The following is a 23,333-nucleotide window of genomic DNA, read 5'->3' as shown; positions in this document are numbered from 1 at the left end:
TAAAGGTGATTCAGAAATATAAGCGAAAAAAACGTTTTGGAAGATCCATCAACCGCCGTGCACCTGCAAGATTTCTGCTAGAATTGAAAAGAAAAGCGGAGGCAGTTGGAGGTGTCTATGCAGAAGTGGATACAAAGGAATTTAAGGCAAGCCAATACAACCATGTAACGGATACTTATGAAAAGATTCCGTTGTCACAAAGAGAAAAGGAGATTGGAAATAGAAAGGTACAGAGAGATTTATATTCGGCATTTTTAATTCGAAATGCAGATTTGGATTTTAAACATCCCGACAGAGAAAAATGTGAGTATGAATTTGAACATTTTGCAAACTTGCAGGATCAGTTGATTTTAAAAATGAAGGAAAGTGGATTGTCGATGAGACAATGTTTTGGATTTTAAGAACATACATAAGGCTTCGGCATAGGTCTTTTGCTGAGAAAGTAGTACACGACGTATGAAATCCCATCAGCATAAATCCTGAATACTGTGGCTATATTTCAGTCTATAGGGCTGGATGACGCTACAAGAATCTAAGGAATCCCACGGTTTTAACCGTGGGAGTATGTCAATGTAAAATCAAACCCTGTACTGCCCATTCTCTCAGTAAGTCTGTCATCCACAAAATACCATCCCCTGGTTCATCTATTTCAATCGGTTCTTCTGCTGGCTCAATGCTTACTACAAAACTAAATAATGCATTCTTTATATCTGGCTCATCTGTCTGTGTCAAAAGCCCTTCCGTCTCACCGACAACTGGAGAAAGATCTTCAATTCCCCATTCCTCTTGAAGTTTGTCTGGAATCTCTGCCTCAATTGTCACTTCAAATGCATATGTGCCTGCTGCGCCATCCTTTCCCACACAGATTGATGCATTAACTTCAAGACCTTTTGAAACTGCATTCTCAAACTGCACAGCTAATGGTTCTTTCTCATCATCTTCATGCGAACAAAATGTAGTCTGAAGAGTATCAAATATCTGCTTTTTCTTTTTATCCTGATCAAAAGCATTTTCTGGATCAGCTTCTTTCATTCCTTCTATTACTGCATCCACATATGGTGTAAGAAGTGGCTCCCAGTCAACGACAAATGTTTTATCTAACTGTTCCTGCTCAATCTGCATATCGATGCGCTCCAAAAGCTGCCCTATCTGATCATTTTTCAGATTAATTGTGTAGGAGCCTGCATCATGTGCCGCCGCAAGACCTGAAAACACCCCTATTAAATCATCATATTTAAACTCATCCAGACCTATTGAAGAACCTACCAGACCAATCCAGTCTTCTGTAAGTGAATCTGCTGCCTGCAGCACATTCTCATTCTCTTCCTCGTCAATGCGGTTCTCCTCTGTCAGTTCCGATATCATCTCTTTAACCGATTCTGTATTTAAATATGCCTTTGTGCCAAACACGCGAAGTACATCCTCTGATACAAAATCAAAAAATGTTCCATCACCATTTGGTGCACTTAAATACAGCATGTCCACAGATGCACTGTCTGGCGTCATACGGATCGTCATTCCAGCCGATACTTCCATATCACCAAGCGTCATCGATGCCGAAAGCATCTCAGTTCCCTCTGCTATCTGCCGTGCCTCTGTGATCATATCTGCAATCTTTCTTATTCCACCCGTTTCCTCTTCTGCAAAAGTATTCTGTGCCGTGCTGACAAAAATCACTGTCCCTGCCGCAAACAGCATCATTCTTTTTCTCATGAAACGTTCCCTCCATACACTATATGTTGCCACTTTCATTTCCAACATTACTCTCCTGCATTACACAGCTTTATCATACCCATACTACCATACTACGCCCTTTTTTGCAAAGATATTACGCTTACAAATATCTTACATTTTACAACACGCGTTATTGTTGACTGGTTTCTTTTGATATGGTATACTATACACAATTAGACGGACATATTTTTGTATGTTCCGTCAAAAAATTTAAGGAGGTTTTTTTACCATGGATATGTCTTCTTTTTCTCTGGAAGGTAAGATTGCGCTGATTACTGGCGCTTCCTATGGTATCGGTATGGCTATCGCTAAGGGTATGGCTGCTGCCGGTGCTACAATCGTATTTAACGATATTAAGCAGGAGTTAGTTGATAAGGGTCTTGCTGCATACGAAGAAGCTGGAATCAAGGCTCATGGCTATGTTTGTGACGTTACTAATGAGGATGCTGTAAACGAGCTTGTTGCAAAGATCGAGGCTGAGGTTGGTGTAATCGACATTCTCGTAAATAATGCTGGAATCATCAAGAGAATCCCGATGTGCGAGATGACCGCTGCTCAGTTCAGACAGGTCATCGATGTTGACTTAAATGCTCCGTTTATCGTAGCAAAGGCTGTTATTCCGAGCATGATCAAGAAGGGTCATGGAAAGATCATCAACATCTGCTCCATGATGTCTGAACTTGGACGTGAGACCGTATCTGCTTATGCAGCAGCTAAGGGTGGCTTAAAGATGCTAACCAGAAACATCTGCTCTGAGTACGGTGAGTACAACATTCAGTGTAACGGTATTGGACCTGGCTACATTGCTACTCCGCAGACCGCTCCGCTTCGTGAGATTCAGCCAGACGGTTCCCGTCATCCGTTTGACCAGTTCATCATTGCCAAGACTCCGGCAGCTCGCTGGGGAGAAGCTGAGGACCTGGCAGGCCCGGCAGTATTCCTTGCTTCTGATGCTTCCAACTTCGTAAACGGACATGTTCTGTACGTAGATGGTGGTATCTTAGCTTACATTGGAAAGCAGCCACAGTAATTTATCTGATGAATCGTACTTAAATAGTACATAAAAAGAAAGCTTCGCGTTGTTTGACACATATGCGAAGCTTTCTTTAGCCATTAAAAAGCGTTGCTAAATATAATAGAAAGGTGTGGATAAATCGTTATGCGCATTGCACTGGTAGATGATTCTGAAATTGAACGTGGGATACTTCTGTCTTTGATTACTGACTATGGATGCGAAAAGCAGATTTTATTTGAATCTGATTGTTTTGACAGCGGAGATGCTTTTTTGTCTTCCTTTTCGTCTGATAAATACGATATTGTTTTTATGGACATTTTTATGAATGGTATGAGCGGTGTTGAGACGGCAAGCAAAATGCGTCAGATTGACAGCCATGTTATTTTAATTTTTCTGACTGCCTCTGCTGATTACATGCCAGATGCCTTTCGTGTCCATGCATTCCACTATATTCTAAAACCATATCAGAAAGATGCGATTTTTGCATGTCTGAATGATGCCTCTTTGCACCTTCCAGCTTCTGAAACCTTCATTTCATTCTCAGTAAATGCAATTGAGGTTCGCATTTTTGCTTCACAAATTGTATGCATCGTGGCTGACTCTCACTATACATGGATCACCGACCGAAATGGTCAGAAATACCATCCTTGTGCTGCCTTTGGTACATTCTCAAAACAGCTTTTATCTGACCGTCATTTTCTTCTTGTCAGCAGAGGTGTCCTGTGCAACATGGATGATATTAAATGCTTTTCTTCTGGCAGCTGTCTTCTTTCAAACGGCCAGACTCTTCCAGTTACACTGCGCAATGCCAAGCGTATTGAACAAACCTGGCGTGACTACTGTTTTTCAAAGACACGAGATCAAACTTTGGAAATTTGATTTTTGCTTTTCATTCATAAATTTTGCTTTTCGTTCATACTATATTGACTTTTTCGCATAAAAGCGTTAAATTTTTTGTACTACATCAACATTGCTTCACACACATTAGTTGGTTAGTTTCTTATTTTACACACTTTCTTTGTACAAAAAAAGACCGGCTCCCACACACCGGTCCTTTTTTGTTATCTTTTATTTTGATCCAACTTTCTTAAAGATTACGACAACAGTTTTTAAGATAATTTGAATATCAAGCTGAATGCTCCAGTTATCAATATATTCACAATCCAGACGAACAACCTCCTCAAAGTCTTCAATGTTGCTTCGTCCACTGACCTGCCACAATCCTGTCAGACCAGGCTTCATGCTTAGACGTCTCTTATGACGCGCCTCATACTGTTTAAACTCATCTACTGTAGGTGGTCTTGTTCCAACAAGACTCATATCACCCTTTAGTACATTCCAAAACTGTGGAAGCTCATCAATACTAGTTGAACGAATAAATTTGCCGACCTTTGTGATTCTCGGATCATCCGTCATTTTAAACATAAAGCCCTTCATTTCATTCTTTTCCATAAGCTCGGCCTTGCGCGCCTCTGCATCCTGATACATAGAGCGCACCTTATAAATATAGAAATAACGTCCATTTTTTCCCACACGCTTTTGCTTAAATATGAGTGGTCCAGGAGATTCTAGCTTTACAGCTGGTGCGATAAAAAGCATCACAACTGCTGTAATCATCAGTCCTACTATCGCTCCTACAATGTCTATTATACGCTTCATTACAAGCTTGTTAAAATCAAAAAATCTTGGTGCCACGCTGAGCGCATAGTGATTTCCAATCTGAGTAACTTCTCTTTGATAACCTGCGCCAAGATGATCAAGAAGGTCAATATTTACATGAACAACTACACCCATCTGAGCAAACTGCTCAGCATACTCAATGATTTCGTTTTTTCTTTGATCATCAAGCACTAAAAATACTTCATCAACAATTTCCCTGCTTGCTACCTCAATCACATTGTCGCCATTTGCCACAACACGATAGCCTTCGATATCTTCTCCAACATAATCACCATCTGTAATCGCAAGCGTAATCAGATAATTCTCGTAAGTATTATATCGTCTTAAGTCCTCTGCAAGCGTTTTTACACGATCAGATGTCGTCAATACAAGGAGATGATCTGCTTTTTTATTTTTAAAAATAGTACGAAGCATTCTCTTACAGATTAAATGTGTCACAGCCATTAGCACCATATTGACCAGTACTGTTAATGCCCATACGCTTCTGCTGATCAGCTCTGTATTTTTAGTAACATAAAATACAGCAATAAGCACAGCTCCCATAATAATATTTAACTTGATCGTATATGTAATTTCTTCATATTTGTTTCGCTTCATGAAATAGCGATTCATGTTGAACGACAGAAATACCAAAAAATAGCTGATCAAAATCATCCAAAGAGATGATAATACGGAAGAAAAATCAAATATAAACTTCCGAAAAACGGATGCAAGAAAACAAGCTGCAATATAGCTTATCACGAGACAAACCGCGTCAATCCAAATCAGCAGATAATCCTGCATGTTTTTCCTTTGTTGACTCATGTTCAGAAATTCCTTTCCCTTTTTTTCTTTTGTTTATTGTATCATAATTCTTTTCTTTAAACAACTTGATTTTTCAATTCACGCGTCTTGCTAGATGTCTCAGTAAACAGAGACGATAAATTTCATGCTTACATAGAAATTTGATTTCTTTTCCTGTTTACTTTTACTTTAAAAAAAGGTATAGTATCAGCGAAGTAAACGAATATGGAAAGGCATGGTATTTATCGTGAATCTTACAAAACCTGTTATTTTAGCATCTGGCTCCCCACGCCGAAAAGAATTGTTAGCTCTTGCCGGCTTCAATTTTACTGTCTGCCCGGCAAAGGGTGAGGAAGTCACCACAAAAACGCTTCCATGTGATATTGTATGTGAACTGGCTCATCAAAAGGCATTTGAAATTGCAAAGGCACAAAAAGCTCCTTGCTATGTAATTGGCGCTGATACTATCGTTGCATTTGAAAATCGCATATTGGGAAAACCAAAGGACAGCGCAGATGCCGTGCGAATGGTCTCTATGCTTCAGGGCAGCACACATCAGGTCTATACCGGTGTGACACTAATTGAAGTCTGCGCTGATGGCAGTCTTCGCGAAAAAAGCTTCTACGAGGAGACAAATGTACATGTCTGCCAAATGACAAAGGATGAAATTGCCTCTTACGTTGCAACAGGAGAACCACTTGATAAGGCTGGAGCCTATGGAATTCAGGGTACTTTTTCAATCTATGTCTCAGGCATTGAAGGCGACTATTTTAACGTTGTTGGCCTTCCTGTTTCTCGTCTTTATCATGAATTTGCTGCTTTTCAAAATGCAGCTCACAAATAAGTATTCAGCTCTCTTAGGCAAATTAAGGCGGTACCCTTACGGATACCGCCTCGTTTATTTTGGGCTAATCATTTTTATTTACTTTTTGCTACGCTTTGTAAGAATGATCATTGCCACTACTGCTGCCGCAAGAATAATTCCAATCACAACCAGAATAATTCCGATTATTCCGCTGGCATCCTCAATACCAAGAATCTGGTTGATTTGACCAGACTGTGTGGTTGGCATTGGAAGTGTTGTGCTAGCTTCTGATGCAGCTGATGACGGTGCCGTACTTGGCGCTGTACTTGGTGCCGTGCTTGGTGCTGTACTCGGTGCTGTACTTGGTGCCGTACTTGGCGCTGTAGTCGTGGTTGTCTGTGCCTGCGTTGTTACTTCTGGTGTCGTAGTCGTTGGTGTCTGCGTTGTTGCCTCTGGCGTTGTAGTCGCCTGTGTCTGCGTTGTTGCCTCTGGCGTTGTAGTCGCCTGTGTCTGCGTTGTTGCCTCTGGTGTCGTTACCATCGGAATCTCTTCTGTCTTTGTTGCACCACATACTGTACAAGTATAAAGCTTTTCTCCAACTGCAGTTGTTGTTGCTTCTTTCTGTACAACACCATCATTCCATGTATGATTCTCATTCACAGTAAATCTTACACTTGCCAAATTGCCGGCGGCATCGGCTGCTGTAAATACATACGTGCCTGCCTTTGTAATTTCATAGGTAAAGGTATCATTTGTATTTAAGCTGCTTTCTGATGCAATCTCCTGATTATTTAACTTAACAGAATATAGATTTTCATCTTTTACCGTAAGTGTAATCTTTTGATCTAAGCAATATGTCTTATTAGATTCAGCTCCGCTAATCACTGGTGGTGTCTTGTCAAGCTTAATGCTTATCTGCTTTTCCTGACTAATTGCTCCACTTGAAATATTCATAAGATAATATTTCATTGTGTAGCTTCCCTCTTCGGTGATTACGATTTGTTTGTTTGTTCCAAATGATCCTCTGTCATTCGTAAATGCAATATAGAATCCATCTGGTGCTTTCAGCGTAGCATTTGCACGATACCAGCCATTACTTCCAAGACCCTGAGTTAAGAATTGTGCATCTACATTTACAGTGTACTGCGGATCATATTGTCCACATACAGTACAGATACCATTTGCATAGCTGTGACCGTTGTGCACTGTAATGGTAATGCTTGCTTCATTTCCTGCTGCATCAACTGCCTTAATAGTCTGTTCTGTCTCTGCTGGAGAAACTGTAAGCGTTCCTTCTGCAGTCAGCGATACTGGAGTACCATTTACTGTAACCTGTACAAGATTTGCATCACTAATTGTAAGTGTCGGAGCCTCACAGTATGTCTTTTTGCCTTCTACGCCACTAATTACAGGCGCTGTCTGATCGAAATTCGCTGTTAATGTCTTCTCTGTACTGATAACCTTGCCGTCTGTGCTCAGCAGATAGTAGGTAATCTTGTTTTCGCCTTCATTCAATGTAAGATCAAGACTAGTTGCTGTGCCAAATGATGACTCATCACTTGTCTGGCTGATATAATAGCCTGTAGGTGCTGTCAGTTTAATGGTATTTTTGCGGTACCAGTTTCCTGCTGCATCTGGTGTTGTCGGCACTGCATCTGGTACATCATTTGACTGTACTGCCGGTGCCTTATAATTAGGATCAGATGCTCCACAGTGAACGCAAACACCATCTTCAAATGTATGAGTTCCATTTACCGTGATATGAACTGATGTCTCATTTCCTGCCTTATCGCGTAATACGATTTCCTGAACACCTGCTGCCGGTGATGCAGTAAAACTTCCATCTGAATTTTGACTTACTGACTCTGGAATACTACTTGATGCAAGATCAAGGTTTTCTTCAACAACACTAAAGGTTACTGCTTCACAATAAACCTTTCCCTCTTCAAGACCATTGATCTGCGGGGCTTTTGTATCAAGATATAATTTACGTGTACGCAGCTCACTTATTGTTGTATTATCTTCTTTAATCAGATAATACTCAATCTCATTTTCACCTTCCTCTAATTCAATATCAAGAGTCGGCATTCTGCGTAATCTTGCATAAGGATTTTCAACAATGTTATAGCCTTCTGGTGCAGTAAGAGTAATGTATTTGGTGCGATACCAGCCATCTGTACCCTGTCCATCTGCCGCAGTACCATCCTCATTTGACGCTGTGAGCGTTATATCAGGAATATTTGTATCTTCTGTAGGTTCTGGCACATAATCAGGATCAGATGCTCCACAGTGAACGCAAACACCATTTTCAAATGTATGAGTTCCATTTACTGTGATATGAACTGATGTCTCATTTCCTGCCTTATCGCATAATACGATTTTCTGAACACCTGCTGCCGGTGATGCAGTAAAGCTTCCATCTGAATTTTGGCTTACTGACTCTGGAATGCTGCTTGATGCAAGATCAAGGTTTTCTTCCACAACACTAAAGGTTACTGCTTCACAATAAACCTTTCCTTCTTCAAGACCATTGATCTGTGGGGCTTTTGTATCAAGATATAAAATCTTTGTACGCTGCTCACTGACTGTTGTATTATCTTCTTTTATCAGATAATATACGATATGGTTTTCGCCTTCCTCTAATTCAATATCAAGAGTTGGCATTCTGCCTGATCTGTCATACAGATTTTCAATAATGTTATAGCCTTCTGGTGCAGTGAGAGTAATATTTTTTGTGCGATACCAGCCATCTGTACCCTGTCCGTCTGCCGCAGTACCATCCTCATTTAATGCTGTGAGCGTGATATCAGGAATATTTGTATCTTCTGTAGGTTCTGGCACATAATCAGGATCAGATGCACCACAGATGACGCAGCTTCCCTCTGAAAATGTATGACCATTATTCACGATTACAATTACAGTAGTCATGTTTCCTGCCTCATCTACTGCAGAAACACTTAACTGATTCTCTCCCGGCTCTAACGTAAAACTTCCATTTTCATCAAGTGAAACTGGCTGTCCGTTTACTGTAACTGTAACAGCATTTTCATCTGTCACCGTTACTGTCTGTGCTTCACAATATGTTTTTCCATCTTCAATTCCTGCGATAACAGGCGGTTCTGTATCGGCTGGCTTTGTCGGATTTACAGTCACATTTACTGATGCAGTAATTGTATTATAGATAGACGTGTCTTCTGGTGTATAAACTGCTGTATAAATACCATTTTCCGGGATAATGCTTGCTTCAAGCCAGCTCCATCCTTCAGGCAATTCAACAGCTGCAAGTGACTGTCCCTCATCAATACTGATACTGTCTGGACACTGCGTCTGCGGTGTCGGATCTAATTTATTGATCTTGATTGTAATGACAATATTTTCTACTATATTGTAGTTTTCAGTGTCATTTGGAACATAACGAACTGCTGCTTGTGCTTCCTCTTGTGCTGGAAGTGTCGTTGCAGGATCAGTCTGCCACTCAAAATGACCATTAGAATCACTCGGAAGCTCAATCTCTGACAATGGTCTTGTCACATATCCTTCCAGTCCAACTGGAGTTGTGTAAACCGGATCCATCTTCTGAACTGGTTCTGGGGTTGGTTCTGGTGTCGGCTCTGGTGTAGGTTCAGGCGTTGGTTCTGGTGTCGGCTCCGGAGTTTGTTCTGGCGTTGGTTCGACTGACTTTTCAATTAATGTTACATCATTTTCAATTGCCATACCTGATACAACATCAGTCAGCGTGCCATCTGCTCCTGCCATCTGCCACTGACATCCATCTGTAAAAATGCTGTCTGGCACAATACCATTTGTATAGACAACAGAATCCTCTCTTGCTTCATCCGCATAATCAAGTGTCCACTTATAGACACGTGAGTAACTCTCGTCTGTCTTTTTAATCAATACAGGCATCTGATCCGTTCCTATAAGCTGTGAAAACTTTGGATCTGTAAAACCTGAATTTAATGACCATGCTGCCGCTCCATCTGCAAACTGTGACGTGTCAAGTACTGTTACACCTGCAGGCGCTTCTGTCACAAAAAGACTGTTTTCTACACTTTCCTTATGCTCTGTAAATGCAGCTGATACGCTTCCATTTCCTGTTATGCTTGAATATCCTGGTGCATAATTTAACAGAATCGGCGTAACTGCATCTTCTCCCAACATATTTGTAATGCTGAAATTACTTGAGTAAACAGATTCAATCCTGTTTTCATTATCAGCAGCAAACTCACTTACAAACGCATCACTTTTTGAAGAAGTCACTGATGCGCCTGATGTGACGCAGGCACTAATGCTTCCTTCATTTCGTCCTGTTAACACACCTGCATCTGCATTTGACGTGATAGATGTGTTTTCCAGTTTAAGCTCTGTAACATGGCCTGCACTTCCAATATAGCCAAATACACCTGCAAGCGCATTTTGCGCAATATTTTCAATAGGCTGTGTTCCAAGCACTGCTGCCTGTTCTTCTGATACCTTGCTGACTAAGTCCACACCGTTTATCTGGTTCAGAATGATATTACTGATACTGTAACCATTTCCATCAAATACACCGTCATAGCTTTTTCCTGTCTGTGTCTCGACATTATAATATCCAAGCGGTGTCCATGAATACGCTGCTAACGCGCTCATGTCAATGTTGTCGGCTAAGCTTACATTCTGTGTCTCTAAATCTCCTGCATAAAAATGCTGAACAAACCATGCCAGTTCTCCTGCATTCTCAATCTCATATGCACGGATATCGCTGTAGCCAAGCTGTGCCATATCCTGATTTTCGATCACCTGCGGCTGCTCAAATTCTGTATATCCATTTATCTGAGTAACTCCATTTATATATTGGCTTTGTTCCTCTGCCGATACTGGAATATTAATCATGAGCATAGCGGCTGATGTCAACACTGCACTCCATTTTGCTTTTTGTCGTTTCATCTTCATCATATCGGACCTCCTGTCCGGTCAGGGTCATTCTCCCTCACCTTTTCTTTACTTTCAGTATAACAGCCGTTCTCTGCAATGTCACCTTAATAAAACACGTTATTCTTTACAAATTCCTTACGAAAACTAATAGCGCTCTTTTAAAAACTCTGATACATTCGTATGTCCGTAGTGCACAAGCTTGGCATCAAACTCTGCCATCTTTTTCTGAATCATATCCTTATCTTTTTGTTTTAGCAGACCGCTTTTCTCATACCGCTCAACCACTTCTTTTGCATCCTTATATGACTGCAGCGTAAGATCCTTATAATTATTTTCCAAATACATTTGAACTGTATTTAATTTTTCTTCGATTTCCTTTAATGCCTTTTTTCGTTCAAACATTGATATTCTCCCTTCTCATCTGCACAAATTTATATTGGCATACCATTAAATTTATGTTATACTAAATCTAGTATAACACTTTTTCAGAAAAGACAGGAGGTTTTTTTATGCCAACACCACATAATAATGCACAAAAAGGTCAGATTGCAAAAACTGTTTTAATGCCTGGCGATCCGCTGCGCGCAAAATTTATCGCTGATACCTTTTTACAGGATGCCGTTCTTGTAAATGAAGTACGTGGTATGCTTGCTTATACCGGAACTTATAATGGAAAACCAGTTACCGTTATGGGCAGCGGAATGGGTATGCCAAGTATCGGTATCTACTCCTACGAGTTATTTAAGGAATATGATGTAGACCGTATCATTCGTATCGGAAGCGCTGGAAGCTACAGCTCTGACGCAAAGATTTATGATGTTGTTCTTGCTACTTCCGCAGTCAGTGAGTCCACCTATGCAAAGGTTCAGTCTGGCTACGACAAGGATGAGAGCTATCCATCCAAAGCACTCAATGATTCCCTTCGCACTGCCGCAAAGCGTCTTGGAATTAATATGATTGAGGGTGCAATTCACTCTAGTGACGTCTTCTACCGTCAGCCGTCTGATGAAAAGCCAACCTATTGGGAAAAGCTTCGCGACGAGCGCGGCTGTCTGGCTGTTGAAATGGAAAGCTTTGCACTGTTTGCAAATGCTTCGGTACTAGGCAAAGAAGCAGCCTGCCTTTTAACAATCTCTGACAGCTTTATAAGCCCAGAGATCACTACTGCCGAAGAACGTCAGACTTGCTTCACTAACATGATGAAGATTGCTCTTGAAAATTTATAAAACATTATGAAAAAGGTGCGCCGATTACTTTCCTCGGCGCACCTTTTTTATACATTTAAATATCATACTCCTCGTAGCAATTACCCAACACTTCGCAGTCACAGTAACCACCATCTTCTTTTATTTCTCGTCTTACTTGATCGCGTCTTTCTTCATCATCAATGTTATCAAGTATCCACTGTTCTGTATTTTTTAACGAATGATCGCACTCTTCCGCTTGTAAAGCTTCCTCTAGATATTCAAAAAGCTCCTCCACTTCTTCCTGCTCTAAGCAGTAGCTTTTTTTCTCTTTTTGTCTCCATGCACGAAGTGCTTCCTTTTTTTGATTTTTTGTCATTTCTCCCATGTTTTTTCCTCCATAGTGATTAAAAGCAATATTTATATCATTTACTCAAACCCAATACAAGTTTCTTTTCACTGCTCCCAATGCTTTATTTACATCACAAAGCAGTTCTTCACCGCAAAACTGCTTGTCGATTTTTTGTATCCTTTCCACAGCAATCTCAAATGCTCTTATAATCAGTTCCTTATACATATTAATCTGATTTTCTGGCTTTGCAAAAACAAAATTTCTATAATTTATTCGCAGTCTCACCTCTGCAGCCGTCTTTGTAGCACTATAATATCGCTTCTCTTTCCAACAGCTTTCCTCATAAGAACTTTCTTTCATAATGACTGCAAAAATGCCAAGCTCTCTCAATGCATTTCCGTAGCTTCTGGCTCTTATTTCATCCAACATCGGATCAACTACTTGCATTACTTCACGAAAACATTTCACAGCCCTTTCCTCTGTCTCCCCTGCCAGATAAATAACTGTACTTTTATTTTTCACTTTTTCTTCCTTTTCTGTTAGACCAAATGCCTGTCTAACATCATATACTAACTTGTCCCTTTGAAATTCAGGATCAGCAATTTTCGCTTTGTCGGCTGCTATTTCTAACGCTCTGCTTACATGCTGCTCATATAGTTCCACGCGTTTTTCAGGTTCTGCATTACAGAAACTTTTATAATTTAACCGCAACCTGATATCTGCTTCCTTCCTCACCTTACTGTAGTATTGTCGTTCACAGTAGCCACCAGAATCATACATTTCTTCCTTCATTATGATTGCGAATACACCAACACTTGTCAACGCGCTTCCATACTCATTTTTTCTGATATCATCCAAAAGTGAATCTACCATTATTTTTTAACAAACGCAGCTTCCCTTCACTTTTTTGAAATTTTTACACATCAACTTATCATAAAGTATCAGAGAATAGCACCTGTCGTCTAGTGTATCCAAATAGCAGAATAGTTTTTGGTAAATTTCTTCCTGTTGATCCGGTGGACATTCTTTCTTAAACTGCACAATAAATACACTGGAAGCCATACCAGTTGGAAGAATCTTTCGAACAAGCCAAATATGTTGAATTTGGTTCTCGTCAACCGAATGGATATAAGAAAGAATGGTGTCTAATTTTCCATCTGGAAGTTCTTCGCGCTCAAGTTGATCCGACGGTGTTAAGATACCCAATTGACGATATTCATCTTCGTTCTTCTGCATAAACTCATCGGCCATTTTGCGATAGCGCTCTAGCTCTGCACGGTTTCCTATCAGACAGCAAAAATACCCAATCTCATCCAATCCATTTTGAATCAAATTCGAATTATTTTCGATTGCCTGATAAATCAACTCAATTGCACGCTCATCATACCGTCTGATTAAAATTCGTCCTTTTGTAAAATAAGCATAGGCAGAAATTTCAGGGGGCAGTTCTCGTATCACTCGATCACAAAACGAAAGAGCCTCTTCCACCTCTCCTACCTGAAGGAGTGCATCCAAGATTCCTGCATATTCATGTTGCAAGATTGGCTGTCCCTTATCTTTCCATTCCTGAATCTGCTTATACGGCTCTAAATATTGCTCTTTGCGATTTTCTTCATACTCCTCATTTAATTCGCAATAAATCAGCTGATCCATCAACCCACAAACAGCTTTCTGTTCTTTGCGATATGTATCACAACTCGTATCTTTCACAAGCTGATATGAAGTGATCCAAAGTGCATCCAGACGCATCTTAGTTGTCGGATGAGAATCTGACTGTGCCGGTAGCTCATGCTCCATCAAGTTGCGCCAATCTACCTCGCGCTTAGACAGCTGTTGTTGCCAATAATCAATCTGCTCAGTTACAAAATGGCTAGATGGTTGTTTCGGTGCGTAGAGCGGAGCAAAATTATTTCCTTGTTCTTCCCATGAAAATACATCAAAATAAAAAAGCTTTAAAAGTCCTGAGGCTGCTGCCTGACGCACACTTGCCATCGACTGGTCAGCTTTCAATTCCTTCATCAGCGAACTAGCATACTCATACAATTCAAATTCGCACTGATAGCGAGTATCCTGATAAAGAAACATCCACTCTGTTATTGCTTGGAGATTGCTCTCCACCATACCATACAAAAGCCAATTTCGGTATTCGTATTCGATTCCAGAACCATCCTGCTTTTCCTCTTTCATGTGAGCAAATTCGTGAAGGAACATCGCAAAAAGTTCGTCCTCGCTTTCAATTCCAGCTAACATCACTCCCAGTTCGATATTGTAATAGCCAGCAACCTTTTTGATTCCGATGTTGCACTCACCTGTGACCGTAATTACGATGTCTCCGCTACAATGAAGTGCATCTCTCGCACGCTCGGCCATCTGGTACAAGTACGGATATTTTTCTTTCGAAAGATCATTGTCACCTAGTATAAACGGATCACTCTCTTTTCGAAAACAAAGTCTAGAAAGTCCCATTTCCATATAAATGGCGACAATGATATAGACGACCGCATTTCCAATAATCCCAGCTGAAATTGCTCCTATTACCGAGCAAGCAATTAAAAGCCTTGCACGATTATCTGCACTCTTTCGAATTTTAGGCAGTACCTTCAGTTGTTGTTCTGTCACATCCTGTGCCTTACTTCTCTGTTCAATAAGAAATTGCCGTTCTTTTGCAAATGTACCTTGATCCCACTTTTTTTGATAGCATTTCTTCTGATAAAGTCCAATCACCAACAAGACAGGCGGAAGCACAAGTGCCACTATCTCACAAATTTTGATCGTGCAAAAAATTTCTATATTCCACGTTTTGCTCTGAAATACAGCTCCAAGAACTGACATTAAAAGCATCAAAATTCCTATCGGAATATAAGCAAAAACACTAAGTTTTAAAACATTCTTTTTTGATTGTCGATTTTCCATTACTCAATCAATTCCTTATCAATAATCTGGAAGTTTGCCCTGTGAATATAGAGTGCCTTTCCGTCAATCATAAGCTTTGTCATCTTTGGCAAATCCTCCGGAATCTCCCAGTAGACACTGTCTCCTGAAAATGCCATGATTGGATTTCCAAGCTGCGATTTAATTACTACGACACGCGCTTTTCCAAACTTGTTCTTGTACTGATTCAGCTTTGCAGACAAGGATGTAATGTCTAAAACAGAGCCTGAACTTTGAATTGTCTCAGTTGTAAAATCAACATCTGGAGTCAGTCCTTTTTGCACAAAGATGCAGGTATCGCCACATGACTCAATCTCATTGCCATCAATAGTGATTGTGATAACAGATGATAATTCATATCCGGTAATAACCTTGCCGTTTTCATCGTAGCTAGTATTTTTGACTGGATTTCCGGCAATGTCGATCTTCTTTCCGCTTGTCTCTAGTACTAGATTTCCAAAATTATCATACGTGTAAATGGTATACTGATTTCCAATCAGGCTGCCCTTGATATCGTTGATCGCGGATGCAAGCTTTGCGCATCCGCTAAAAACGAAGAGTGACAGAGCAGCCACTGTTGCCAGGACTGTCAAAAACCATACCCTTTTCTTTCGTCTTTTATCCATACCCCTCTCACTTTCCTTGCTATGCAGGCAAATTCGCAGCTAGACAAAATATTTTTATTCAGATTTCTCTTCTGACTTTGCTGCCTCTGCTGTAGGCGTCTTTTCCGACCTTTCCTCCAAAAAGTCAATCATCTGCTTATATTCACTCTGTGTTGCAGATGGGAATGGAGCATTTTTCTTATTCATTGCTACATTTGCTGCTGATTTTTTGATTGGCTGAATCGTTCCGGCACCGCCTACGCAGCCTCCCGGACATGCCATACCTTCAAGCAAGTATCCATTATATTTTCCAGCCTTTGCCATCTGCATCATCTTACGGCACTCGTCTAGTCCCTGTGCACAAACTACATTGACCTCGCGATCTGGATCAATCTGGTGAATTGCATTCACAACTGCATTTGCAACACCACCCGCAACAGCAAAATTTCTTCCGTCTCCACTTGCATGATGAAGCGGATCTCCTGCCTTTATATCATCAAAGGAAATACCCTTCGCCTCAAACATACCCATAACTTCCTCAAAGGTCAGTACAAAATCAACATCGCTTCGCACACTTCTGCGGCTTGCCTCAAGTTTTTTAGCTGCACATGGTCCGATAAAAGCTACCTTACATCCAGGATCTGCCTTTTTAATCATACGGCCTGTAAATACCATTGGTGTCAGAGCCATGGAAATGCAGTTAGCATACTGCGGAAATTCAGTCTTTGCCATAACAGACCATGACGGACAGCATGATGTTCCCATAAATGGAATCTTCTCAGGCACTTCTTCAAGGAAATCCTTTGCTTCCTGAATCGTACAAAGATCGGCTCCTGCCGCAACCTCTACCACATCTGCAAAGCCTAACTCTTTCATCGCCTCACGGAAGCGCTCTGGTGTAAGCTTTGGTCCAAACTGACCGATAAATGCCGGAGCTACAGCTGCATATACTCTCGTTCCAGCCTTCATGGCTAAGATTGTCTGGAAGATCTGTCCTTTATCAGCAATTGCGCCGAATGGGCAGTTTACAAGACACATACCACAAGATACACACTTGTCGTAATTAATATCTGCTCTGCCATACTCATCACTATGAATTGCGTGCATACCACATGCCTTTGCGCACGGGCGCTCCATCTTAACAATCGCACCATATGGGCATGCATCACGACAGCGTCCACAATTGATACATTTTTCCGGGTCAATCTTTGATTTTCCACCCTGTTTTACAACAATGGCTCCCTTCGGGCATACCTCTTCACACGGATGTGCAGTACATCCCTGACACATGTTCGTCACAACTGTCTTATTATCAAGACACTTATGACAGGCAAACTTGATGATGTTGATCAGCGGCGGCTCATAGTAACGCTCTGTGATTGCACTTTCATTTACACCATCAGCCACTGGTGCATGCTCAGCGAGTGTACGGTTTGGTAGTCCAATCGCAAGTCGAAGACGCTCTCCGACAATGGCTCTCTCTGTAAATACACTTTCTCGAAAGCTGGCCAACTCTCCCGGCACGATTTTATATGGAAGCTCCTCCAAACGGGAATAATCTCCGCCTTCGTAAGCAAGTCTTGCTACTTCGGTGAATATTTTTTCACGCATATCTGTTACATCGGTGTGAATTCCTCTGACGCTCATTTCATTCTCCTTCTTTTTGCTTCTTTCCTTACTTATCTGCTACGTTTTCAGTATACCCGATACACGTTCCAAATTCAAGAAAAAAATGCCTTGACACAAATCATGTGATCTTGTAAATATTTTCTTTTAGTGTTATACTTGTATTTATTCAAACGTAGCAGTATGAAAGTTCAATATTTTTCTAACTGCCGTAAAACTATTATACTATAATCTAAGAGAAAGGTTTGGGGTACCTTTATGGCAAAAACATTATCTAAACGTTACTCAGGCGTACTCGCCCACCCAACAAGCTTCCCTTCTCCATACGGAATCGGTGACTTCGGAAAGGGTGCTTATGACTTTATCAATTTCCTGACTGGTGCCGGACAAAGCCTCTGGCAGATTTTACCGTTAGGCCACACAGGATATGGAGATTCTCCTTATCAGGCATTCTCAGCATTTGCAGGACAGCCGCTTTTAATCAGCCCTGATGAATTGATCAAGGACGGTCTTCTTTATGGTGATGATTTACGCAATTATCCGCACTTTAATCCAGATCACATCTACTATGGCGACGTTATTCCAGCAAAGCTGCGCATCCTGCATCGTTCCTATGAGATCTTTAAGGAATCAGCTGATCTGTGTATGCTTAAGGAATTTGATGTGTTCTGTGAGCACGAAAAGGATTGGCTGGACGATTATGCACTTTTCATGGCAGGTAAGGACGCACACGGCGGTGCATGCTGGCTGGAGTGGGAAGATGATCTGCGTGACCCTGATGAGGAGATTAAAGCTGCATGGCGTGAGCGTCTGGCTGATTCCATCGAATACTACAAGTACATTCAGTTCATCTTCTTCCGTCAGTGGAACGCAATTCGCGATTATGCACATGTAAATGGCATCAAGATCGTCGGCGATATTCCGATCTTTGTTGCACTTGACAGTGCAGATGTGTGGGCAAACCGTGAACTGTTCCAGCTTGAAAAGGATGGCTATCCGACCGTTGTTGCCGGAGTTCCGCCGGATTATTTCTCTGCTACAGGACAGCTTTGGGGCAATCCGCTGTATGACTGGGATTACCACAAAAAGACACATTATGACTGGTGGATGCGTCGTATCAAGGGTCAGTTAAATATGGTTGACTACATCCGTGTCGATCATTTCCGCGGATTTGAGCAGTACTATGCAATTCCATATGGTGAAGAAACTGCTATGCACGGAAAATGGAAGAAGGGACCAAATGAGGATCTGTTCCTTCGTATGCAGGAAGTATTCGGCAAGGATCTTCCGATCTGGGCTGAAGATCTTGGCATCATCACTCCTCGCGTTGAGAAGTTAAGAGATGACTTTAACCTGCCTGGCATGAAGGTATTACAGTTTGCATTTGGTGATCCAAAAGACAATGACATTCTTCCGCATCGTTTCACCACTGAGAACTGCATTTGCTACACAGGAACACATGACAATGACACCACCATGGGCTGGTATCAGACTCTTAAGCCAGCTTTGCAGGATCGTGTTCGCCGCTACTTAAATACTGACGGAAATATCATTCATTATGATATGATTCGTGCGGCTATGGGTTCTATCGCACGCTACGCTATTTATCCTATTCAGGATCTTCTTGGTTTTGGCAGTGACTGTCGTATGAACACGCCATCTGTTGCCGGCGGCAACTGGGCATTCCGCTTCCGCAAGGATCACCTGACTCCTGAGTTAGCAGCAAATCTTCGCAAGATGACTGAGTTATTTGGCAGATGCGAGCCGCTTGAGCCAATCGAGGAGGAGGAAGGACCAGAAGGCTCCATTAAGCCTGGTGAGACTGCACCTGGACTTGCTCCAGAGGAATAAATTGAATTGAGGTTTCCATGATAAGACTTATACTAGTTTTGCTTATTGCCATTCTCTATCTGGTAATTGGATGCATACCTGCATTCATCTTATGGTTAATTGGCAAAAAAAATCCCGATCTTAAGGATCGGATTTCAAGACGCATGATTCAGTGGATCTTTGGTGTGCTTCTCTTTGTAAGCGGCACCAAGGTCAAGGCAGAGGGTCTTGAAAACATTCCAAAGGATCGCGCTGTGCTGTATGTAGGCAACCATAGAAGCTACTTTGATATCATCACATCCTATCGCCTGCTTCCAGGTATTACCGGATATGTGGCTAAAAAAGAAATGGCAAAGGTTCCGCTTCTTCGTCTTTGGATGCGCTATATTCATTGCCTGTTCTTAGACAGAAGCAACGTAAAAGAGGGTTTAAAAACAATCCTCGCTGGTGTCGATGAGCTTAAAAACGGTCATTCTATATGGATCTTCCCAGAAGGCACTAGAAACCGTGGTGAAGAAGGCAGTATGCTTGAATTTAAGGAAGGCAGCTTAAAGATGGCTGACAAGGCTGGATGTCCTGTTGTTCCTGTTGCAATCGCGCACTCAGCAGATGTTTTGGAAAATCACTTTCCATTCATCCGCCGTGCTGCGATCACAATTCGTTTTGGTGAGCCGATTGACTTAAAGAGCCTTCCTCGCGAACAAAAAAAGCAGGCTGGTGCTTACACACGCACGATCATTCAGGCAATGCTCGACGATATCTTGAAGGAAGACTGAGTTTTGTATCGGCACTTCAATTGATGACATTTTTGTAAATCCGCACGCAAGTGCTGTTTTTACAGATGCCATGTTTTCGCTGCTGCAAAGAAGATAGACTTCTTTTAGCTGCCAATATTCAAAACAATATTTTAATAATCGACTGGCTGCTTTCGCGGCCAGTCCTTTTTTTCTCCATTTTGGCAATATCGCATAGCCTAGATAATATCCGCTAGGGATACCACTTTCTTCATCTTTCTCTTTGTATTCGAGCCCTATCCGCCCTATCATATCATCATTTTCATCTGCTAATACCCACATAGATGGCTCTTCCGATGGATAAACATACTGGTGCAGGCTTTTAATCCAGTCTTCCCAGTCTTTACAAGTTTGCGCCTGTTTTTCTAGTGGATAAGGTAGGAAGCGCTTTACTTCATCGTCATTATAGAGTGTTTCAAATGCTTTCGCATCTTTTTTGTCTGCCTCTCGAATTAACCAAGTATGTGTTTGTTCTTCAAAATTCTGGCCACCAATCACTAACTTTTGTTCACTTACCACTGACCACTCTCCACAAACCAATACCCTTGGCAGATGATAATATCTGCAGTACGCAAGTTCTGCATATTCATCATCCACATCTTCCCAATCCTCGGCTAAAAAAGAAATCCCGGACCAGGATTTATCCTGTCCGGGAGTACATATGCCGATGACAGGAATGCTTTTTTGAAGAGTGCGGGCCTCTTCTGGCGAATCGGTGAGAACCACTTCGCCTTTTTCTGTCATTTTTGTTTTTTTCATATTATGATACCAGGGTCAAAAGTCACGCGCATAGAACTTTTAACTTCCTTAAAATCAGCACTTCTCTGGCTCTGGATATTCCTCACCAAAAGTCTCAACAGTCACTTTCTTCATGCGCTGTGTCTCAAGCGGTCTGTCGTTGTAGTTTGTCGGTACTGCTGCAATTGCATTAACTACATCCATACCCTCTGTTACCTTACCAAATGCGGCGTATGCACCGTCTAAATGCGGCGCTGCTTCATGCATAATAAAGAACTGGCTGCCTGCACTATTTGGCATCATCGTTCTTGCCATGGAAAGTACACCCGGCTCATGCTTTAAATCATTCTGAAAACCATTCTGTGTAAACTCACCCTTAATGCTGTAGCCCGGGCCACCCATACCTGTGCCGTCCGGATCTCCTCCCTGCAGCATAAAACCGCTGATTACGCGGTGGAAGATTACGCCATCATAAAATCCCTTCTTTACCAGGCTGATAAAGTTGTTTACTGTGTTCGGGGCAACCTGTGGATACAGCTCTGCCTTGATCACACTGCCATTTTCCATCTCAATAGTAACTACTGGATTCTGTGCCATTTTAATAACCAAACCTTTCTGTCTGCCTGCGCGAACAAAACGCGCAGATTTTTGTGTTTAAGCTGAAAAAGACATAACAGCGAACTGTTATGTCTTTTGCTTTTAATCTCACTACCTAATACGATATTTCATTTATTAAAAAAGAATAGGTACATGGTATAATTGAAATTAATCGCGGCGGCTTGTTTCAATTACAGCTTTGTAACGTTAACAGCCTGCGGTCCCTTAGCTCCGTCGATTACATCGAACTCTACAGAAGCGCCCTCGTCCAGAGACTTGAAGCCTTCCATGTTCAGTCCGGAGTAGTGTACGAATACATCCTTACCAGACTCATCAGAAATAAAACCATAACCCTTCTGATTATTGAACCACTTAACTGTACCCTTCATGGTGATACCTCCAAAAAATAAATTGCAGCGTTGCAGCTTCTGCTATCGCGCCAACACGGTTAGCATAACACATTGACCAAACATTGTCAATGAAATCCTAAAAAAATAATGAAGTATAAACAGCTTATATTGACACTGTTTTTCATCTTTGATATAGTTAAATTTATACGCTTCTGTACTGAATATTGAAGCAATTAAGGAGGAATTATGAGTTTCTTATCTATCATCGCAGCGGCCTCTACTGCCGCTGAATCTGCAGCTGAAAGCATAGCCGAAACGGTTGCTGAAACTGCTGCTGAGGGTGGAGCCGTCACATCTATGGTGCCAGAGGATTTTGCCTTTGACTATTCCATGCGTGTGCCAGTTCTGTCAATCATTTTAATGGTGATCGCACTTGCTGTTATGATTGCTGTTCCAGTGTATTTGATCATCCGTATGAAAAACCGTTTCCGTTTTGATGTGTATGCATTGACTTTTGGACTTCTTGCTTACATGGTCGGCGTTGGCATCATTCCTACTGTCATCGAGCTTTTAGCTGCACAAATTGCACCTGTTAAGGAGTTTTTATCATCCAACACAGTTGCGGCAGATGTTATGCACGTCACATTTTTAATCGTATTTAGTTTTTTGGCAATATTTGTATGCTCACGCTTCTCTATGCGCCACTCAATGCGAAAAAATATGAATCCTGAGGAAGCAAACTTACCAGAAAACAAAAATAATGCATTTGCAAGCTCTGTGCTTCTTGGCTTAGGTGTTGGACTTCTTCCAATCGTGACACAGGGTCTTTCCTATGTGATGAGCTATCTTTCCGCTGCCATCTCAATCAATCAGGGACAGCTTATTTCTAGTGTTTCCTCTATGCTGACTGAGGGTATGGAGCCTTCTGAGATTCAAAATGGACTTAATTCTATGGCTGAATTTATCCAGACACCATCACTGGAATTTCTGTTTTTGGGAACTGATCTTGTATTCCAGCTGCTGACCTTCCTTGGCGTTGCTGTTTTAATTGGCATTTTCCTAAATCGCAAGGCAAAGACAAGTATGTTCAAGGCTGTCTGCGTTCAGCTAATTTTCGGAATCTTCTTTGCAGTACGTGCAACTGGAGTCATCGAAAGCGTTGCTGTCTGCGAGATTATCTACATTGTTATTGCTGCACTCTCCCTTGCTGCTACATGGACAGAATTAAAAACCTATATGCCAGATGATCTTGAAAAATTCCTTGGCAAGCCAGATCCAACCAGAAAAAATGGCGGTCCAAAAAATCAGCCACCGCACAAGATGCCTAAAATTGTTATGCCAAAGGATTAATTAATCCATCAAAAAATGCTGTGTACATAAAAACGTACACAGCAT

General features: G+C 41.4%; 19 protein-coding genes and 1 pseudogene. 8 read left to right on the top strand and 12 right to left on the bottom strand.

What is annotated here, in order from left to right:
* Window positions 1–401: pseudogene (locus tag WJP93_RS12160) on the top strand (hypothetical protein); the annotation flags it as partial.
* Window positions 402–567: 166 nt separating this feature from the next.
* Here the strand turns inward: WJP93_RS12160 and WJP93_RS12155 are convergent.
* Window positions 568–1,713, bottom strand: coding sequence for a hypothetical protein (locus WJP93_RS12155; RefSeq protein ID WP_337548579.1), 1,146 nt, complete (start codon window positions 1,711–1,713; stop codon window positions 568–570).
* Window positions 1,714–1,969: 256 nt separating this feature from the next.
* Here WJP93_RS12155 and WJP93_RS12150 point away from each other — a divergent pair, with 256 nt between their 5' ends.
* Window positions 1,970–2,764: a gluconate 5-dehydrogenase gene (locus tag WJP93_RS12150; protein WP_066563054.1), complete on the top strand. Its 795-nt coding sequence runs from the start codon at window positions 1,970–1,972 to the stop codon at window positions 2,762–2,764.
* Between the two features lie 129 nt (window positions 2,765–2,893).
* Window positions 2,894–3,628, top strand: coding sequence for a LytTR family DNA-binding domain-containing protein (locus tag WJP93_RS12145; protein ID WP_118614228.1), 735 nt, complete (start codon window positions 2,894–2,896; stop codon window positions 3,626–3,628).
* A 189-nt stretch (window positions 3,629–3,817) separates the two neighbouring features.
* Here the strand turns inward: WJP93_RS12145 and WJP93_RS12140 are convergent, their stop codons facing one another.
* Window positions 3,818–5,233 (bottom strand): sugar transferase, encoded by a 1,416-nt coding sequence (locus WJP93_RS12140; RefSeq protein WP_337548577.1) that lies wholly within the window; start codon window positions 5,231–5,233, stop codon window positions 3,818–3,820.
* A gap of 226 nt (window positions 5,234–5,459) precedes the next feature.
* On the opposite strand from WJP93_RS12140, the gene WJP93_RS12135 reads away from it, so the two are divergent.
* Window positions 5,460–6,056 carry a Maf family protein gene (locus WJP93_RS12135; RefSeq protein WP_262538743.1) on the top strand — a complete coding sequence of 199 codons (597 nt, stop codon included), beginning with the start codon at window positions 5,460–5,462 and terminating at the stop codon, window positions 6,054–6,056.
* A 78-nt stretch (window positions 6,057–6,134) separates the two neighbouring features.
* On the opposite strand, the gene WJP93_RS12130 is transcribed toward WJP93_RS12135, so the two are convergent.
* Together WJP93_RS12130 and WJP93_RS12125 are read right to left on the bottom strand one after the other, a co-directional pair.
* Entirely contained in the window at window positions 6,135–10,952 is a 4,818-nt protein-coding gene (locus tag WJP93_RS12130; RefSeq protein ID WP_337548574.1) for a hypothetical protein, read from the bottom strand.
* Window positions 10,953–11,075: 123 nt separating this feature from the next.
* A complete protein-coding gene (locus tag WJP93_RS12125) occupies window positions 11,076–11,333 on the bottom strand; it encodes a hypothetical protein (protein WP_066559870.1) in 258 nt (85 codons plus the stop codon).
* 107 nt (window positions 11,334–11,440) lie between these two features.
* On the opposite strand from WJP93_RS12125, the gene deoD reads away from it, so the two are divergent.
* Window positions 11,441–12,157, top strand: a complete 717-nt coding sequence (deoD, locus tag WJP93_RS12120; RefSeq protein ID WP_337548571.1) for a purine-nucleoside phosphorylase — start codon at window positions 11,441–11,443, stop codon at window positions 12,155–12,157.
* Window positions 12,158–12,212: 55 nt separating this feature from the next.
* On the opposite strand, the gene WJP93_RS12115 is transcribed toward deoD, so the two are convergent.
* From WJP93_RS12115 to WJP93_RS12095, 5 genes are read right to left on the bottom strand one after another with little or no spacing between them, the layout of a single operon-like run.
* A complete protein-coding gene (locus WJP93_RS12115) occupies window positions 12,213–12,503 on the bottom strand; it encodes a DUF2695 domain-containing protein (protein ID WP_337548569.1) in 291 nt (96 codons plus the stop codon).
* Window positions 12,504–12,548: 45 nt separating this feature from the next.
* Window positions 12,549–13,325, bottom strand: a complete 777-nt coding sequence (locus tag WJP93_RS12110; protein ID WP_337548567.1) for an Imm44 family immunity protein — start codon at window positions 13,323–13,325, stop codon at window positions 12,549–12,551.
* A gap of 21 nt (window positions 13,326–13,346) precedes the next feature.
* Window positions 13,347–15,380, bottom strand: a complete 2,034-nt coding sequence (locus WJP93_RS12105) for a hypothetical protein (protein ID WP_337548565.1) — start codon at window positions 15,378–15,380, stop codon at window positions 13,347–13,349.
* Window positions 15,380–16,024, bottom strand: a complete 645-nt coding sequence (locus tag WJP93_RS12100; RefSeq protein ID WP_308731273.1) for a DUF5052 family protein — start codon at window positions 16,022–16,024, stop codon at window positions 15,380–15,382. Before WJP93_RS12100 ends, WJP93_RS12105 begins: the two co-directional genes overlap by 1 nt.
* Window positions 16,025–16,078: 54 nt before the next feature.
* Window positions 16,079–17,650 carry a 4Fe-4S dicluster domain-containing protein gene (locus tag WJP93_RS12095; protein ID WP_337548563.1) on the bottom strand — a complete coding sequence of 524 codons (1,572 nt, stop codon included), beginning with the start codon at window positions 17,648–17,650 and terminating at the stop codon, window positions 16,079–16,081.
* A gap of 237 nt (window positions 17,651–17,887) precedes the next feature.
* Between WJP93_RS12095 and malQ the strand changes: the two genes are divergently transcribed.
* A complete protein-coding gene (malQ, locus tag WJP93_RS12090) occupies window positions 17,888–19,480 on the top strand; it encodes a 4-alpha-glucanotransferase (RefSeq protein ID WP_262537679.1) in 1,593 nt (530 codons plus the stop codon).
* Window positions 19,481–19,497: 17 nt separating this feature from the next.
* Entirely contained in the window at window positions 19,498–20,235 is a 738-nt protein-coding gene (locus WJP93_RS12085; protein ID WP_118614206.1) for a lysophospholipid acyltransferase family protein, read from the top strand.
* Here WJP93_RS12085 and WJP93_RS12080 read toward each other — a convergent pair.
* From WJP93_RS12080 to WJP93_RS12070, 3 genes are all read right to left on the bottom strand, one after another.
* The gene (locus WJP93_RS12080) at window positions 20,140–21,012 is read right to left on the bottom strand and encodes a GNAT family N-acetyltransferase (RefSeq protein WP_337548560.1); all 873 of its coding nucleotides are present in this window, start codon (window positions 21,010–21,012) and stop codon (window positions 20,140–20,142) included. The two genes, WJP93_RS12085 and WJP93_RS12080, sit on opposite strands and share 96 nt — an antisense overlap.
* Before the next feature lie 54 nt (window positions 21,013–21,066).
* A complete protein-coding gene (locus WJP93_RS12075) occupies window positions 21,067–21,588 on the bottom strand; it encodes a peptidylprolyl isomerase (protein ID WP_066559849.1) in 522 nt (173 codons plus the stop codon).
* A 191-nt stretch (window positions 21,589–21,779) separates the two neighbouring features.
* A complete protein-coding gene (locus WJP93_RS12070; RefSeq protein ID WP_066559845.1) occupies window positions 21,780–21,977 on the bottom strand; it encodes a cold shock domain-containing protein in 198 nt (65 codons plus the stop codon).
* Between the two features lie 207 nt (window positions 21,978–22,184).
* Here WJP93_RS12070 and WJP93_RS12065 point away from each other — a divergent pair, with 207 nt between their 5' ends.
* A complete protein-coding gene (locus WJP93_RS12065) occupies window positions 22,185–23,288 on the top strand; it encodes a hypothetical protein (protein WP_337548559.1) in 1,104 nt (367 codons plus the stop codon).
* Window positions 23,289–23,333 lie beyond the last annotated feature (45 nt).

Source organism: Anthropogastromicrobium sp. (genome assembly GCF_037349415.1).
Taxonomy (GTDB): domain Bacteria; phylum Bacillota; class Clostridia; order Lachnospirales; family Lachnospiraceae; genus Anthropogastromicrobium; species Anthropogastromicrobium aceti.
The sequence above is the reverse complement of the archived record's forward strand: the minus strand, read 5'-3'. Positions and strand labels throughout refer to the sequence as shown.

What these genes read in the sequence shown, in the direction of transcription:
- WJP93_RS12125 (WP_066559870.1), bottom strand. Translation starts at nt 11,333, where the DNA reads ATGTTTGAACGAAAAAAGGCATTAAAGGAAATCGAAGAAAAATTAAAT.
- WJP93_RS12130 (WP_337548574.1), bottom strand. Translation starts at nt 10,952, where the DNA reads ATGATGAAGATGAAACGACAAAAAGCAAAATGGAGTGCAGTGTTGACA.
- WJP93_RS12095 (WP_337548563.1), bottom strand. Translation starts at nt 17,650, where the DNA reads ATGAGCGTCAGAGGAATTCACACCGATGTAACAGATATGCGTGAAAAA.
- WJP93_RS12140 (WP_337548577.1), bottom strand. Translation starts at nt 5,233, where the DNA reads ATGAGTCAACAAAGGAAAAACATGCAGGATTATCTGCTGATTTGGATT.
- deoD (WP_337548571.1), top strand. Translation starts at nt 11,441, where the DNA reads ATGCCAACACCACATAATAATGCACAAAAAGGTCAGATTGCAAAAACT.
- WJP93_RS12065 (WP_337548559.1), top strand. Translation starts at nt 22,185, where the DNA reads ATGAGTTTCTTATCTATCATCGCAGCGGCCTCTACTGCCGCTGAATCT.
- WJP93_RS12105 (WP_337548565.1), bottom strand. Translation starts at nt 15,380, where the DNA reads ATGGAAAATCGACAATCAAAAAAGAATGTTTTAAAACTTAGTGTTTTT.
- WJP93_RS12100 (WP_308731273.1), bottom strand. Translation starts at nt 16,024, where the DNA reads ATGGATAAAAGACGAAAGAAAAGGGTATGGTTTTTGACAGTCCTGGCA.
- malQ (WP_262537679.1), top strand. Translation starts at nt 17,888, where the DNA reads ATGGCAAAAACATTATCTAAACGTTACTCAGGCGTACTCGCCCACCCA.
- WJP93_RS12075 (WP_066559849.1), bottom strand. Translation starts at nt 21,588, where the DNA reads ATGGCACAGAATCCAGTAGTTACTATTGAGATGGAAAATGGCAGTGTG.
- WJP93_RS12145 (WP_118614228.1), top strand. Translation starts at nt 2,894, where the DNA reads ATGCGCATTGCACTGGTAGATGATTCTGAAATTGAACGTGGGATACTT.
- WJP93_RS12070 (WP_066559845.1), bottom strand. Translation starts at nt 21,977, where the DNA reads ATGAAGGGTACAGTTAAGTGGTTCAATAATCAGAAGGGTTATGGTTTT.
- WJP93_RS12115 (WP_337548569.1), bottom strand. Translation starts at nt 12,503, where the DNA reads ATGGGAGAAATGACAAAAAATCAAAAAAAGGAAGCACTTCGTGCATGG.
- WJP93_RS12085 (WP_118614206.1), top strand. Translation starts at nt 19,498, where the DNA reads ATGATAAGACTTATACTAGTTTTGCTTATTGCCATTCTCTATCTGGTA.
- WJP93_RS12080 (WP_337548560.1), bottom strand. Translation starts at nt 21,012, where the DNA reads ATGAAAAAAACAAAAATGACAGAAAAAGGCGAAGTGGTTCTCACCGAT.
- WJP93_RS12150 (WP_066563054.1), top strand. Translation starts at nt 1,970, where the DNA reads ATGTCTTCTTTTTCTCTGGAAGGTAAGATTGCGCTGATTACTGGCGCT.
- WJP93_RS12155 (WP_337548579.1), bottom strand. Translation starts at nt 1,713, where the DNA reads ATGAGAAAAAGAATGATGCTGTTTGCGGCAGGGACAGTGATTTTTGTC.